Here is a 14,333-nt window from a genome sequence, read left to right on the forward strand (position 1 = left end):
CCCGAACGCCGCCCGGTGGTCCTGGACCCACTCCCGATAAGTCCGCCCCGACCGCCCCAGCACCTCCCGTACGTCATCCGTGACGACCTCGTTGCCGCCCTCCCGGACGAACTTCCTGCTGATCTCGGAGGCGTCGATGAACGTGTCGCTGAAGCCCAGCCCGAGCAGATACTCGCGTGCCTCGGCCGAGGACAGGTCCCGCACCTCGACCGGGCGCCCGAGGACCCCGGCGAGGACGGCGGCCTGGTCCGGGACGCTGAGCACCTCGGGGCCGGTGAGGGTGTACGTCCGCCCCGAGTGGCCCGGGTCGAGCAGCGCGGCCACCGCCACCTCGGACACATCGCGCGGATCGACGACCCCCTGGCCGCCGTCGCCGCTCGTGTTCGGTACCGGGCTGCCCGCCCGCAAGGATGCCGCCCAGCCGAGCGTGTTCGAGGCGAAGGCGGAGGGGCGCAGGATCGTCCACTCCAACTCGCTGTCCCGCACGGCCTGTTCACCGGGTACGTGCCAGGTGCCGACCGGCCCGACGGCGGGGTCGCCGGCGCCGATCCCGGAGAGCTTCACGATCCGGCGTACGCCCGCCGCCCGCGCCGCCTCGACGAGGCCCCGGTCGTGCTCGGCGTCGTCCGGCCCGAACACCCCTACCAGGAAGGCGACTTCGACACCGGTCAGCGCCGCCTCCACCGAGGCCCGGTCCGCGTGGTGGCCCCGCGCTGTCTCGACTCCCTCCGGGAACTGGGCCTTCGCGGGGTCCCGGGTCAGGGCGCGCGCCTTCTCGCCGCGCGCCGCGAGCTGTCGTACGACTTCACTGCCGATGGTGCCCGTGGCACCCGTCACTAGGATCATGGCCACCACAGTGGGCGGGGAAGCGGGCTTGGTTCTAGGAGATTCCGGCACGTTCGGGGGCCGTGTCCGGGCCGGTGGCGCGCTTACCGTGGAGGGGTGACGAACGCCCTGTCGCAGTGGGCCGTGCCCGTGCCCGACGAACTGCGCCCCTGGATCGCGCGCGTAGGCGCCCTGCGGCTCGACGCCGTGCCGCAGGAGCCGTTCGTGCATCTCCCGGACGCCGACACGAAGGTGGTCGTACGGGTCGAGGGGGACGGCCGGCGCAGCGTCCTTGTCGTCGGGCCGCGCGTCCGGGCCACGTACCACGCGGGCAAGCCGCTGGTGTCCTGCGTGGAGATGCGGCTGGCGCCGGGTACGACGTTGCCGCTGCTGGGCGTCCCGGCGGTCGACCTCGTCGGCCGGGCCGTGTTCCTGGGTGACCTGCCCGGCCGGAAGGCCCGCCAACTCGCCGACGAGCTGCGCTGGTTGGACGCCGATCCCGAGCGGACGGTGGAGCGGCTCGCGGAGGTGCTCCCCGCTCGGCTCACCGCCGTCGCGGACTCCTCACGCACCGAACTCGTCCGGGCCGGCGTCGACGCGATGTCGATCCGGACCGGCCACCTGCCCGGCCCGGTGCCCGACGTGGCTCGTGGACTCGCGGTCAGCGAACGGCAGTTGCGCAACCTGTTCGCCGAGGGGGTAGGTCTCTCCCCCAAGCACTACGCCCGCATCAACCGCGTCCGCGCCGTACTGGCGCACGCGGCGGAGATCTCCTGGGCCCAACTCGCCGCCGTCACCGGCTACTACGACCAGTCCCACATGACCTCGGACTTCCGCGCCCTGATGGGTGTCCCGCCCCGGTCGTACTTCACGGGACGGCTGCCTGCGGCGATGCCCTGCCAGTCGGTCCGGCGCGCCTGAACGCGGAGTCGGTTCGGGCGCTCCGGGTGTCCCGACATGAAGACGCTGTACCCCAACCTCCGTGCCTGGCCCGGGAATTCACAGTACCCTGCCAACCCCACCCCACGGATCTCCCAAGTTGACGCGCGAGTCTCAGCTGCCTTTCACCGTTGCCGTGCACACCGCGCCCGCCTTGGAGATGACGTGCCGTTCTTCCGAAGAAAAGCCGCCCGCCGCACGCTGCTCGCAGCCTTCGGAACGGCGGCGATCGCGAGCCAGTGGCCGTCCGCGGGCGCCGCCACGTCGGGTGGAGCGGGGCTCGACGCGCCCGCCAAGAAGGACATCGCGATGCGGCTGGTGTCGAGCGCGGAGAACTCCTCTCTGGACTGGGAGGCGCAGTACGCGTACATCGAGGACATCGGCGACGGCCGCGGCTACACCGGCGGGATCATCGGTTTCTGCTCCGGGACGAGCGACATGCTGGCCCTCGTCGAGCTGTACACGGAGCGGGCGCCTGGCAATGCGCTCGCCGGCTATCTGCCCGCGCTGCGCGCCGTGGACGGCACCGACTCGCACGAGGGGCTGGCCCCGGGCTTCCCGGCGGCGTGGCGGAAGGCCGCCCGGACGTCCACCGCGTTCCGCGAGGCGCAGCGCGACGAGCGGGACCGCGGCTACTTCGACCCGGCCGTGGCGCGTGCCAAGAAGGACGGGGTGGGCACGCTCGGGCAGTTCGCCTACTACGACGCGATGGTGATGCACGGCCCGGGCACCGGCCCCCTCTGCTTCGACGGCATCCGCGCCCGGGCCCGCGAGCACGCGGCCACTCCCACCGAGGGCGGCGACGAGACGACGTATCTCGACGCCTTCCTCGACGCCCGGGTCTGGGCGATGGAGCAGGAAGACGCGCACAGCAACGTGACCCGGGTCGAGACCGCCCAGCGGGTGTTCCTGGAGCAGGGCAACCTCGACCTGGACACGCCGCTCAAGTGGCAGGTGTACGGGGACAGTTACGAGATCGGCTGACGGGCGGGGGGTACGGCTCCGGTCGTACCCCCGGCGTGTGCGCGGGGCCTGCCGAGGTGGTTGAAGACCAGGTTCAGCGCCACCGCGGCCACGCAGCCCGTGGAGATGCCCGAGTCGAGGACGATCCGTACGGTCTGCGGGAAGGCGTGGTAGAAGTCCGGCGCCGTGATCGGGATGATCCCGACCGCCAGCGAGACCGCCACGATCAGGATGTTGTTGTCCTGCTCCAGGCCCGCCTTGACGAGGGTCTGGATGCCGCTCGCGGCGACCGAGCCGAACAGGACGACGCCCGCTCCGCCCAGCACCGGGCGCGGTACGACGGCGATCAGCGACGCGGCCATCGGGCACAGGCCCATCAGCACCAGGAAGCCGCCGCCGGTCGCGACGACGTACCGGCTGCGGATGCGGGTCATGGCGACCAGGCCGATGTTCTGGGCGAAGGCGCTGCACATGAAGCCGTTGAAGAGGGGGCTGAGGGCGGAGCCGAGGGTGTCGGCGCGCAGGCCGGCGGCGATGGTCCGTTCGTCCGCGGGGCGGTCGACGATCTCGCCCAACGCCAGCATGTCCGCGGTGGATTCGGTCATCGAGACCACCATCACCACGCACATCGAGATGATCGCCGCGAGCTGGAACTGCGGTGCGCCGAAGTGGAAGGGGCTCGGAAAGCCGATCACGTCCGCGTCCGCGACGGGGCTGAAGTCCGTTGCGCCGAAGGGGATCGCGAGGAGCGTGCCGATCAACAGGCCGAGCAGGACGGCGATTTGCTTGACGAAGCCGCGGGTGAAGCGGCGGAGGACCAGGACGACGACGAGCGTGGCTGCGGCGAGGCCCAGGTACGTCCGCGAGCCGTAGTCGTGTGCCGAGGGGTCGGGTCCCTGCGCCCAGCCGAAGGCGACGGGCAGCAGGGACACGCCTATCAGCGTGATCACGGTGCCGGTGACGACCGGCGGGAAGAAGCGCACGGCCTTGCTGAAGAAGGGGGCGGCGAGGAAGCCGAGGAGGCCGGCGACGATCACCGCGCCGAAGATGACGGGGAGCGCGTCGGACTTGTCCTTGGTGGAGGCCACGATCGCGGTCATCGGGGCGACCCCGGCGAAGGTGACGCCGTTGACGAAGGGCAGCCGGGCGCCGATCTTCCAGATGCCGATGGTCTGAAGAAAGGTGGCGAGGCCCGCGGTGAAGAGGCAGGCGCCGGTGAGGAAGGTGAGTTCGGTGCCGGTCAGGCCGACGGCCGCGCCGACGATCAGCGGCGGGGCGACGACTCCCGCGTACATGGCGGCCACGTGCTGTAGTCCCGTGGTGGCCATCTTGAGTGCGGGGAGTTTCTCGTCGACGGGATGGACGACGGGCTCGGCTACGGCTCGGGCCTCGGGTCGGGTGGTCACGGCGGTTCCTCCGGGCGGGTAACACGTCGGCTCTGACGTGGGTTTCAGGAGGTGGTGCGCGGTCGTGCGGGACCGGGACGGAACCCAACAAAAGGGGTGGGTACGGCCGTTCCGGGGCGCGCATGATCCATGCACGCCCCGGCCACGGCCACCGGTCGAGGGCCGTCCCCCTCAACCGGAGCTCTTCAACTCAGCGACGCCGTACGGCGATTCATGCTGAGCGTGGTCAGCCCTGCGCGGCGATTCGCGCCAGGCGCTGGGCTTCCTCCCGCGTGGAGCGGGCGATCGCGTCCTCGTCGACGTGCAACAGCCGGTTGTCCTCGACGATCTGACGGCCGTTCACGAACGAGGCGGTGACCGGGGCCGCCGCGCCGAAGACCAGCGCGGTCACCGGGTCGGCGATCGAGGCGTGGGCCAGCGTGTCCAGCTTCCACAGCACCAGGTCGGCCAGCTTGCCGGGCTCCAGGGAGCCGATCTCACTTGCGCGGCCCAGGACTTGGGCGCCGCCGTAGGTCCCGAGGCGCAGGGCCTGGCGGGCGTTGAGGGCGGCCTCGCGGTGGGCGCCGAGGCGGTTGATGAGGAGGGCGTTGCGCAGTTCGGTGTGGAGTTCGCCGGACTCGTTCGAGGCGGTGCCGTCGACGCCGAGGCCGACCGGGACGCCGGCGGCGAGCATGTCGGGGACGCGGGCGATACCGGCGGCGAGGCGGGCGTTGGACGAGGGGCAGTGGGCGACACCGGTCTTCGTCCGGGCGAAGGCCGCGATGTCGGAGTCGTTCATGTGGACGCAGTGCGCCATCCACACGTCCTCGCCGAGCCAGCCGGTGGACTCGAAGTAGTCGGTCGGGCCCATGCCGAACAGCTCCTTGCAGAACTGCTCCTCCTCGACCGTCTCCGAGCCGTGCGTGTGCAGCCGTACGCCGAGCCGGCGCCCCAACTCGGCGCCTTCACGCATGAGTTCGGTGGAGACGGAGAACGGCGAGCAGGGCGCGACGGCGACCTGGGTCATCGCGTCGAAGGAGGCGTCGTGGTGCTCCCGTACCGTCGCCTCGGTCGCGGCGAGGGCACCCTCCAGGGTCTCGACGGCGAAGTCCGGGGGCAGGCCGCCGTCCTTCTCGCTGCGGTCCATGGAGCCGCGGGCCAGGGTGAAGCGGACGCCCATCTCGCGGGCGGCGCCGATGATCGCGCCGGAGAGGTCGCCGGAGCCCTCGGGGAAGACGTAGTGGTGGTCCAGCGCGGTGGTCACCCCGCCGCGGGCCAGCATCGCGAGGGAACCCTGGGCGGCGGCACGGACCATCGGCTCGTCGATGCGCGCCCAGGTCGGGTACAGGGCGACGAGCCAGTTGAAGAGGTTGTGGTCAGTGGCCAGACCCCGGGTGATCCACTGGTAGAAGTGGTGGTGGGTGTTGACCAGACCGGGAGTCACCAGGTGGCCCGAGGCGTCGATACGGCGTACGACGTTCTCCAGGCCCTCGGGTGCCTTGCCCGCGCCGAGCGACTCGATGCGGTTGCCGGCGACGACGAGGTGACCGGTGGCGTACTCCGTGTCGTTGGCGTCGACGGTCGCGATCGAACAGTTCTCGATGACGATGCGCTGAGTTGCTGCCATGGTTCGTCCTATTCGCTGTATGGAATGGGCACGGCAGGACCCGGGGATTTGAGTACCGCGGCCCGCACGGGACGGGCGGGCCACGGGTGCCGCAAAAGGAGCCGGTGGAACGGGAGTTGCTCAGAGGTTGGTGAGATCCACCGGGATCTTCGGCTCGCAGCCGTCCCGCAGGATGGTCGCCTCGATCAGCCCATAAGGACGATCGGCGGCGAAGTACACAGCACCGTCTTCGGTCCCGTTCTTCAGCCCGAACGGCTCCAAGTCCACAAGGAAATGGTGCTTGTTGGGGAGGGAGAAACGCACCTCGTCTATCTCGCCGCGGTTGTCGATGATCCGCGACCCCATTTGGTACAGGGTCTGCTGGAGCGACAGCGAGTACGTCTCGGCGAAGGCCTGGAGCATGTGCTTCCGCACCTGCTCGTAGGACTTCTCCCAACTCGGCATCTTCTGCTCGTCGTCGGACCAGTTGAAGCGCCAGCGGGCGGAGACCTGGGTGGCCAGGATGCGGTCGTAGGCCTCGGGGAGGGTCGTGTACTTGTCCTTGACGTAGCCCCAGAACTCGGAGTTGGTCGAGTTCATCACGACGAGGTCCTTGAGGCCGGATATGACCTCCCAGTTCTCACCGTCGTAGGTGATCTGGGTGACCCGGGTCTCCTGGCCCTTGCGGACGAAGGAGTGCTTGACCTCGTCGGCGCCGATGAACTGGGAGTTGGCGTCGGAGGTGTCGATCCGCTCCCAGGAGTACTCCTCGATGCGGATGCGCGCGGTCTTGATCGGCTCCTGGCTGGTCACGAAGTGCCGGGCGAGGTGGATGCCGAACTGCTCGGCGGACTCGATGCCGTGCTCCTTGGCGAACGCGTACACCGTGTTCTTGGTGGTGTCCGTCGGCAGCACGTTGGCGTTCGAGCCGGAGTAGTGGACCTCGTCCATGTCGCCGCTCAGCGACACGGACACGTTGAGGTCCTTGATGTGATGGGTGGCGCCGTCCCGCGTGATCTTGACGACTCGGTTCTCGGCCTTGCCGTACTGGTTCTGTCCAAGAATCGTGGGCATGTCTGCTAGCTCCCTCGGTATACGGAGTAGCCGAACGGGTTGAGCAGCAGCGGTACGTGGTAGTGCTCGCCGGGCTTCACGGCGAAGGTGATCGCCACCTCCGGAAAGAACACTCCGGTCGCACCGCTGTCCCGATTCGCGGGGGCGTCCTGCTGCGCATCGGCTTGCTTCTTCTCGAAATACGGCTCCACGGCGAAGTCGAGCCGTACGTGTGTGGTGCCCTCCGGCAGCGCCGGCAGGTCCTTGCACCGCCCGTCCGCGTCGGTGGCCGAGCCTCCGAGCGGCTGCCACTCCTCCAACGGGCCGCTGCGCGCGGCGAGTTGGACGGCGACACCCTCGGCGGGGCGGCCGATGCTCGTGTCCAGGATGTGTGTGGACACCGAGGCGGTGGTGCTGGTGCTCATGCTCGGGCTTCCTCTTCGACGATGCGGGCGAGCCGGATGCGGTTGATCTTGCCCAGCTCGGTGCGGACGATCTCGCGTTCCCGCTCCGGCGAGTTGCCGATCCGTTCCCTGACCGCGTCGCGCATCTGCTCGCCGGTGCGGCCGGTGGCGCAGATCAGGAAGACATGGCCGAACTTCTCCTGGTACGACAGGTTGAGGTCGAGCATCTCCGCCCTGAGGCCCTCGGAGGCGCCCGCCATGCCGCGCTGCTCGCGGGCGGAGGTGGGGTCGCCGGGCTTGGGGCGGCCGATCGGCGGGTGGCCTGCCATCGCCTCGGCCAGGTCGTCGGCGGTCAGCTCCGCCATCGCGGAGTCGCTCGCGGCGTACAGCTCCTCGGGGCCGGCGTACGGACGGGCGGCCAGCAGCCGCCGCGCCCACGCCGTGGAGGCACACGCCTCCAGGAGCGCGGCGAACGCCGCGTGCTCCTCCAGAACGTTGAACCGGACGAGCCCCGGCGGCGTGGAAGTCGAAGTCACGGCAGCCTCCGCGGCCTTGTACTGAACGGGCTGCCCAGTAGCTAACGCCCTGCGAAACACCACGTCAACACTTTGTTGAAAATTCCGGGTAACAAAGCCCACGCCGATGCCCGTCCGCCCTCACGAGGGCCCACCCGACCACACCCAGAGGCCCAGCTCAGGCACCCCTCTGACAGTTCAGCTCAGGCGTCCCGCTCGCGGTTCAGGTAGTTGTACACGGTGAACCGGCTGACCCCGAGGGCGCTCGCCACGGTCTCCACGCCGTGCCGTACCGAGAAGGCGCCGCGCGCCTCCAGTATCCGTACGACCTCCTGCTTGGCCTTGCGGTCGAGGTCGGCGAGGGGCTTGCCCTTCTTGCGCTCCATGGCGGCCAGGATGTGGTCCAGCGAGTCCGCGAGCTGCGGCAGGCGTACGGCGACCACGTCGGCACCCTCCCAGGCGAGCACGACGTCGTCGGGGCCGGCCTCGTCGGGTGGGAGCATCTCGCCGCCCATGGCGTCGACCAGCGGTTTCACGGCCGTGATGAACGGCTCGTCCCCGATGCCGGTCACCGCTCACCCTCGCCGATCACATTGAGCTGGAGCGAGACCCGGGTGGCGCCGGCCTCCAGGGTCCTGCGCAGCAGCGCGTCGACGGCGGTGAGCACCGCGTCGGTGCCGCCCTCGACCGTGTTGCCGAACGGCCCGACGTCCACGGCGTCCAGCTCCGCAGCCTCGATGACCTCCCGGGCCACCAGCGCATGCGCGGGCGCCTCGTCGAGGTCGAAGGGCTCTGTCGTGAACTCCACTCGCAATCGCACGGGCACAACCTAACGCGCGGTGCCGTTTTCCGCCGAGGCCTCTTGACAAGCTCCGACACACGGCGGCAATCTTCCATTAAGCAGAAACCATATTCCGCAATACGGAATCTTACGACGGCACCCACCACGGAAGGGAGCGCGACCCCCATGCCGGCTTTCGAATGGGACACAGCCGCAGACCAGCGCTTCAACGTCAACCTGTCGATCCTCTTCACCGAACTCCCGCTCCTGGAGCGCCCCGCGGCCGCCGCCGCGGCCGGCTTCACCGCGGTCGAGCTGTGGTGGCCCTGGGTCGACTCCCCCACCCCCGAGCAGTCCCGACTGGACGCGCTCAGGCGGGCGTTGGAGGACGCGGGCGTCCAGCTCACCGGCCTGAACTTCTACGCCGGTCAGCTCCCGGGCCCGGACCGCGGCGCCCTGTCGATCCCCGGCGAGGAGTCGGAGAGGTTCCGCGCGAACATCGACGTGGCGGCCGGCTTCGCCCACGCGCTCGGCGCCACCGCGCTCAACGCGCTGTACGGCAACCGCGTGCCCGGCGTCGACCCGGCCGAGCAGGACGCGCTCGCGCTGGAGAACCTGGTCCTCGCGGCCCGCGCCGCCGACCGGATCGGCGCGGTCCTGCTGATCGAGGCCCTGAACAAGCCCGAGTCGCCGCTGTACCCGCTCGTCAGCGCCCCCGCCGCCGTCGACGTGGTCGACAAGGTAAATGCCGCGTCCGGCCTCGGCAACGCGCGCTTCCTCATGGACCTCTACCACCTGTCCATGAACGGCGAGGAACTCCCGTCGGTGATCGAGCAGTTCGCCGCGAAGACCGGCCATGTGCAGATCGCGGACAACCCCGGCCGCGGCGCCCCCGGCACCGGCACGCTCCAACTCGAAGGCCTCCTCGACCAGTTGAGGAAGGCCGGTTACGACGGCTGGGTGGGCCTGGAGTACAAACCGGGCGACCGTCCGAGCGCCGAGGCCTTCGACTGGCTCCCGCGCGAAGCGCGCTGAACTCCCCGACGCAGCAGAGCAGTTAGAGAGGCACCCGCATGAGCAAGCTCCCCAAGGTCGCCTGGATAGGCCTCGGCATCATGGGCTCCCCCATGTCCGAGAACCTCATCAAGGCGGGTTACGACGTCACCGGATTCACCCTGGAACAGGACAAGCTGGATCGCCTGACCGCCGCCGGCGGCACCGCGGCCGGCTCCATCGCCGCGGCCGTACGCGACGCCGACGTGGTGATCACGATGGTCCCCGCGTCCCCCCAGGTCGAGGCCATCGCCTACGGCCCGGACGGCATCCTGGAGAACGCGCGCTCCGGCGCCCTGCTGATCGACATGTCGTCGATCACCCCGCAGACCTCGGTCGACCTGGCAAAGGCCGCCGCGGACAAGGGAATTCGGGTTCTGGACGCTCCCGTGTCCGGCGGTGAGGCCGGCGCGATCGAGGCCGTGCTGTCCATCATGGTCGGCGGCGGACAGTCCGACTTCGAGGAGGCCGAGCCGGTCTTCGACGCGCTCGGCAGGACGATCGTGCTGTGCGGTCCGCACGGCTCGGGTCAGACCGTGAAGGCCGCCAACCAGCTGATCGTCGCCGTGAACATCCAGGCGTGCGCGGAGGCCGTGGTCTTCCTGGAGAAGTCGGGCGTGGACCTCGCGGCGGCCCTCGACGTCCTGGGCGGCGGGCTCGCGGGCTCCACCGTGCTGACGCGGAAGAAGGACAACTTCCTCAACCGCGACTTCAAGCCGGGCTTCCGGATCGACCTGCACCACAAGGACATGGGCATCGTCACGGACGCGGCCCGCAACGTCGGCGCCGCGCTGCCCGTGGGCGCCGTGGTGGCCCAGCTGGTCGCGAGCCTGCGCGCCCAGGGCGACGGCGGCCTCGACCACTCGGCGCTGCTGCGTTCCGTAGAACGTCTGTCGGGCGCGCAGCTCTAGCCCTCCCCCCAGACCCCGGGCGGCGCCGTCGCTGACAACTGTCCTGTCGCGCCCAGGCGTTGGCGCCGCCCGGAACCATGCCCACCAGTTCAACAAATTGTCGAGGAATGCCGAACTCCTACGACACACGAAGGACGACGACTTCTTCCAGGCGGGCGAGTTGTACCGCCTGATGTCGCCCGAGGAGCGGTCCCGTCTCGTCGCGAACACTGAACCGGAGACCGAGGAACCAGAGGAATCAACAGACGGCCCGTGTGTGCCGGACGACCCGGATGAGGGGTGGTCACCGGCACCGCGCGGGCAGGGCCAGGACCGCGGCGGTGTGCGAGCCAGTGCGGTGGTGAAGGTTCCGAGGCTTCCTTCTCGACCTGAGGGAAGGAGCGCCCCGGTCCCGTCGCGTCCGCCGCGGTCCCAGCCGAACGCCTCCATGGAGGTCCCATGAAGGCCACAGACTCCGTCCGGCGGCGCGAACGTCCTGTCGCGCCCAGCCTCGCGCCGTCGGACGGCCACCACGACGAGCGCCGGATACGGACGGTCCCGTATCCGGCGCTCCTCGGCGTTTCCGGGTGCGGATCCGCCGTAGGCGCAGCAGCCTGTAGGCATGGCACACCCACCGGAACACCCGCACATCGTGGTGCACCCCCCGGCGCTGGACGGCTCCCGCCGGGTCACCACCGGCGCCGAGACGCTCGGTATCGCGTCCCACCTGGACGATGTCGTCGAGATCCTGCGGTTGGCAGACCTGGACCGGATCGAGGTCGAGGAGAGCGACCTGATCGAGTGGCAGGGTGGTGGGCCGGAGGACTGGCCCGGCCTGTCGGAACACCACGCCGAGCACCGCGATCAGTGAACCTCAAATAAACCTCTGAACCCCTCTCGCGAGGCTTCAACCACCCCTGAACGCGGGCACATTCGTCGCACGAGGCCCGCCGACACGGGGGCGGCGGGCCTCGTTCTTGGGGCCGGGTTGGTCCTGCCGTGTTCTGCCGAAACAACGCGGCGGCCCATCCTCCCGGATGGGCCGCCGCCTTTGCGCCTCCGCCGCCTTTGCGCCTCCGCCGCCTTTGCGCCTCCGCGTCCTACACCTTCAGGGGCCTGATCGACGTCGGTGCATGGCCCGGTTCGGTCGCGATCTCCTCGAACTCCACCACCGCGCTGATGTCGTTCGTCTTGCTCATCGCGATGTTGGTGACGCGTTCCAGGATCGCTTCTACGACGACCGGGACCCTGAACTCCGCCGCCAGCTTCTTGGCCTGCTCGAAGGCCGTGGCGAGGTCGGCGGGGTCGGTGACGCGGATGGCCTTGCAGCCGAGGCCCTCGACGACCTTGATGTGGTCGACACCGTAGACGCCCAGCTCAGGGGAGTTGATGTTCTCAAATTCCAGGTTGACCTGGAAGTTGATGTCCAGGCCGAGCTGGGCCTGGCGGATGAGGCCCAAGTAGGCGTTGTTCACGAGGACATGGACGTACGGGATCCGGTGCTGTGCGCCGACCGCGAGTTCCTCGATCATGAACTGGAAGTCGTAGTCGCCGGAGAGGGCGACCACGGACGCGTCGGGGTCGGCCTTCGCGACGCCCAGAGCGGCCGGGATCGTCCAGCCGAGGGGGCCCGCCTGGCCGCAGTTGATCCAGTGGCGCGGGCGGTAGACGTGCAGCATCTGGGCGCCGGCGATCTGGGAGAGGCCGATCGTGGAGACGTACCGGGTCTCCGGGCCGAAGGCCTTGTTCATCTCCTCGTAGACGCGCTGCGGTTTGATCGGGATGTCGTCGAAGTGCGTACGGCGCTGGAGAGTCGACTTCCGTTCCTGTGCCGCGGCCGCCCACGTCGAACGGTCGGGGAGGGTGCCCCGCGCCTTCAACTCCCTTGCCACCTCCACGAACAGCTCCAGCGCCGCCTTCGCGTCGGACGCGATGCCGTAGTCGGGGGCGAAGATCTTGCCGATCTGGGTGGGCTCGATGTCGACGTGGACGAACGTCCGGCCGGCCGTGTAGACGTCCAGCTTGCCGGTGTGGCGGTTGGCCCAGCGGTTGCCGATGCCCAGGACGAAGTCGGACTCCAGGAAGGTCGCGTTGCCGTAGCGGTGCGAGGTCTGGAGGCCGACCATGCCGGCGTTCAGCTCGTGGTCGTCGGGCAGGACGCCCCAGCCCATCAGGGTCGGGACGACCGGAGTTCCCGTCAACTCGGCGAATTCGAGGAGGAGTTCGGCCGCGTCCGCGTTGATGACACCGCCGCCCGCGACGATCAGCGGGCGTTCGGCGGCGTTCAGCATCCCGAGCGCCTTCTCGATCTGGGCCCGGGTCGCGGTCGGCTTGTAGGCCGACAGCGGCTCGTACGTCTCCGGGTCGAACTCGATCTCCGTGAGCTGCACGTCGATCGGGAGGTCGATGAGGACCGGGCCGGGGCGGCCGGAGCGCATCAGGTGGAAGGCCTGCTGGAAGACGCCCGGGACCTGGGCCGCCTCCAGGACGGTCACCGCCATCTTCGTCACCGGGCCCGCGATCGACGCGATGTCGACGGCCTGGAAGTCCTCTTTGTGGATCACGGCGGTCGGGGCCTGGCCCGTGATGCACAGGATCGGGATCGAGTCGCTGATCGCGGAGTAGAGGCCGGTGATCATGTCGGTGCCGGCCGGGCCCGATGTGCCGATACAGACGCCGATGTTGCCCGGGCCGGTACGGGTGTAGCCCTCGGCCATGTGCGAGGCGCCCTCGACATGGCGGGCGAGGGTGTGGTGGATGCCGCCGGAGGCCTTGAGCGCGGCGTAGAAGGGGTTGATCGCGGCACCCGGGACGCCGAACGCGTCGCTGACGCCCTCGCGCTTGAGGATCTCGACTGCCGCGCGGGCAGCGGTCATACGAGCCATGGAGTACTCCTGCTTCGGCTGTCGGAATCACATCACCGGCGCGCCCCGCGGTGAAAACTCCTTGCGAGCTTCTGACTTCCGCATGAACTTCCGTATCGCGGAATCTAACTTCTACTATCTGGAAGTAATGTAAGTGGGGTGACCGAGGCCGTCAAGAGACGGACAAGCAGGGGTTTTCAGGAGGACTATGGGGCTCATGTCCGAGAGCGTGCCGGTGCGCTGTCCCGCCTGCCGACGAGAGCACGTCTACGCCGCACCGTCGTATCCCTGTGTGTGCGGGGCCCCCGTCGCCCCGCCGCTGGACCAACGCGGCGTGGCGACGGTCGTGACCTACCGCGTGTGGGACGAGGACTGGATCGCGGTCCGCTGCGCGGCCTGCGGCCGGCTCGACGAGTGGCCGTACCCGGAGCTGGGCTGCCCGTGCGGGACCCTGCTGCGGATTCCCGTCGCGGGCGCGGAACCCACGTCGGAACCCGCCGCGAGGACCACCAAGGTCGGCGCCGACACCGAAGGCCGCCCCGCGTTCCAGCCCGTCACGATCCGTACCGCGCGCGACGCGGTCACCGCCGCCGCGCTGTATCTGCGCTGGCTCGGCTACCGGGACATCCGCCGCGCCGACCAGCGGCCCCCGTCCGGCATCGGCCTCGCCGCCCGCGGCATCCTGGCGCAGGTCGACCCGACCGTACGGCCGGCCTCACTGCGCGACGTGGAGTGCCTGTGGCTGACGGCCATGACGGAGTCCACCGAGTGCGTCTACTTCTCCCTCGCCGGTTACGCCGACGACGCCCGCGCCCGCGCGGACGCCCTCCGCGTCCCCCTGTTCGTCCTCGACCTCACGGGGACGCCGCAGCCGGTGAACGACCTGGCCGACCAACTCGACGCGGCGGGGAGTTAGTTGAGCGGTCGGGGGCGGGGTCGGTTTATGGCGACCCCGGCCGGTCGTGACGGCAGACGGCAGACTCCCGGCGGCGGCCAGCGGGCGACTAGTCGTCGGACGCACACCCACCGGCACCCGCCAACACCCCTACCTCACC

15 protein-coding genes and 1 pseudogene are annotated in these 14,333 nt (G+C 69.7%); 7 read left to right on the forward strand and 9 right to left on the reverse strand.

The window, feature by feature from the left end:
• Window positions 1–846 (reverse strand): SDR family oxidoreductase (locus ACNFOC_RS38295; RefSeq protein ID WP_416963628.1); only part of this gene is annotated, 846 nt, incomplete at its 3' end.
• A gap of 96 nt (window positions 847–942) precedes the next feature.
• Here ACNFOC_RS38295 and ACNFOC_RS38300 point away from each other — a divergent pair.
• On the forward strand, window positions 943–1,746 hold the full coding sequence (locus tag ACNFOC_RS38300) for an AraC family transcriptional regulator (protein ID WP_416963629.1): 804 nt from the start codon (window positions 943–945) through the stop codon (window positions 1,744–1,746).
• Between the two features lie 183 nt (window positions 1,747–1,929).
• Window positions 1,930–2,748 carry a chitosanase gene (locus tag ACNFOC_RS38305; protein ID WP_416963630.1) on the forward strand — a complete coding sequence of 273 codons (819 nt, stop codon included), beginning with the start codon at window positions 1,930–1,932 and terminating at the stop codon, window positions 2,746–2,748.
• On the opposite strand, the gene ACNFOC_RS38310 is transcribed toward ACNFOC_RS38305, so the two are convergent.
• The 7 genes from ACNFOC_RS38310 to ACNFOC_RS38340 form a co-directional block, all read right to left on the reverse strand.
• Window positions 2,733–4,133 (reverse strand): nucleobase:cation symporter-2 family protein, encoded by a 1,401-nt coding sequence (locus ACNFOC_RS38310; RefSeq protein WP_416963631.1) that lies wholly within the window; start codon window positions 4,131–4,133, stop codon window positions 2,733–2,735. The genes ACNFOC_RS38305 and ACNFOC_RS38310 overlap by 16 nt on opposite strands.
• Window positions 4,134–4,359: 226 nt before the next feature.
• Window positions 4,360–5,739 carry an 8-oxoguanine deaminase gene (locus ACNFOC_RS38315; protein ID WP_416963632.1) on the reverse strand — a complete coding sequence of 460 codons (1,380 nt, stop codon included), beginning with the start codon at window positions 5,737–5,739 and terminating at the stop codon, window positions 4,360–4,362.
• A 120-nt stretch (window positions 5,740–5,859) separates the two neighbouring features.
• Window positions 5,860–6,792, reverse strand: coding sequence for a factor-independent urate hydroxylase (gene pucL, locus ACNFOC_RS38320; protein WP_416963633.1), 933 nt, complete (start codon window positions 6,790–6,792; stop codon window positions 5,860–5,862).
• Between the two features lie 5 nt (window positions 6,793–6,797).
• Window positions 6,798–7,196, reverse strand: a complete 399-nt coding sequence (uraH, locus tag ACNFOC_RS38325; RefSeq protein WP_416963634.1) for a hydroxyisourate hydrolase — start codon at window positions 7,194–7,196, stop codon at window positions 6,798–6,800.
• Window positions 7,193–7,711 (reverse strand): 2-oxo-4-hydroxy-4-carboxy-5-ureidoimidazoline decarboxylase, encoded by a 519-nt coding sequence (gene uraD / locus ACNFOC_RS38330; RefSeq protein ID WP_416963635.1) that lies wholly within the window; start codon window positions 7,709–7,711, stop codon window positions 7,193–7,195. The genes uraH and uraD overlap by 4 nt, the downstream gene beginning before the upstream one ends.
• Window positions 7,712–7,893: 182 nt before the next feature.
• Window positions 7,894–8,262, reverse strand: a complete 369-nt coding sequence (locus ACNFOC_RS38335; RefSeq protein WP_406120321.1) for a helix-turn-helix domain-containing protein — start codon at window positions 8,260–8,262, stop codon at window positions 7,894–7,896.
• Complete coding sequence (locus ACNFOC_RS38340) at window positions 8,259–8,510, reverse strand: thiamine-binding protein (protein WP_406120323.1); 252 nt, start codon at window positions 8,508–8,510, stop codon at window positions 8,259–8,261. Before ACNFOC_RS38340 ends, ACNFOC_RS38335 begins: the two co-directional genes overlap by 4 nt.
• Window positions 8,511–8,657: 147 nt before the next feature.
• On the opposite strand from ACNFOC_RS38340, the gene ACNFOC_RS38345 reads away from it, so the two are divergent.
• The 4 genes and pseudogenes from ACNFOC_RS38345 to ACNFOC_RS38360 all read left to right on the forward strand — a co-directional run bounded on the left by ACNFOC_RS38345 (window position 8,658) and on the right by ACNFOC_RS38360 (window position 11,285).
• Window positions 8,658–9,506, forward strand: coding sequence for a TIM barrel protein (locus tag ACNFOC_RS38345; protein ID WP_416963636.1), 849 nt, complete (start codon window positions 8,658–8,660; stop codon window positions 9,504–9,506).
• Window positions 9,507–9,544: 38 nt separating this feature from the next.
• Entirely contained in the window at window positions 9,545–10,435 is an 891-nt protein-coding gene (locus ACNFOC_RS38350) for a 2-hydroxy-3-oxopropionate reductase (RefSeq protein ID WP_416963637.1), read from the forward strand.
• A gap of 124 nt (window positions 10,436–10,559) precedes the next feature.
• Window positions 10,560–10,643: pseudogene (locus tag ACNFOC_RS38355) on the forward strand (catalase-related domain-containing protein); the annotation flags it as partial.
• Window positions 10,644–11,036: 393 nt separating this feature from the next.
• The gene (locus ACNFOC_RS38360) at window positions 11,037–11,285 is read left to right on the forward strand and encodes a hypothetical protein (protein WP_416963638.1); all 249 of its coding nucleotides are present in this window, start codon (window positions 11,037–11,039) and stop codon (window positions 11,283–11,285) included.
• Window positions 11,286–11,514: 229 nt separating this feature from the next.
• Here the strand turns inward: ACNFOC_RS38360 and gcl are convergent, their stop codons facing one another.
• A complete protein-coding gene (gcl, locus tag ACNFOC_RS38365; RefSeq protein ID WP_416963639.1) occupies window positions 11,515–13,299 on the reverse strand; it encodes a glyoxylate carboligase in 1,785 nt (594 codons plus the stop codon).
• A 187-nt stretch (window positions 13,300–13,486) separates the two neighbouring features.
• On the opposite strand from gcl, the gene ACNFOC_RS38370 reads away from it, so the two are divergent.
• Window positions 13,487–14,194, forward strand: a complete 708-nt coding sequence (locus ACNFOC_RS38370) for a hypothetical protein (RefSeq protein WP_416963640.1) — start codon at window positions 13,487–13,489, stop codon at window positions 14,192–14,194.
• The last annotated feature ends 139 nt before the right edge of the window (window positions 14,195–14,333 follow it).

The organism is Streptomyces colwelliae (assembly GCF_048158785.1).
Lineage (GTDB): Bacteria > Actinomycetota > Actinomycetes > Streptomycetales > Streptomycetaceae > Streptomyces.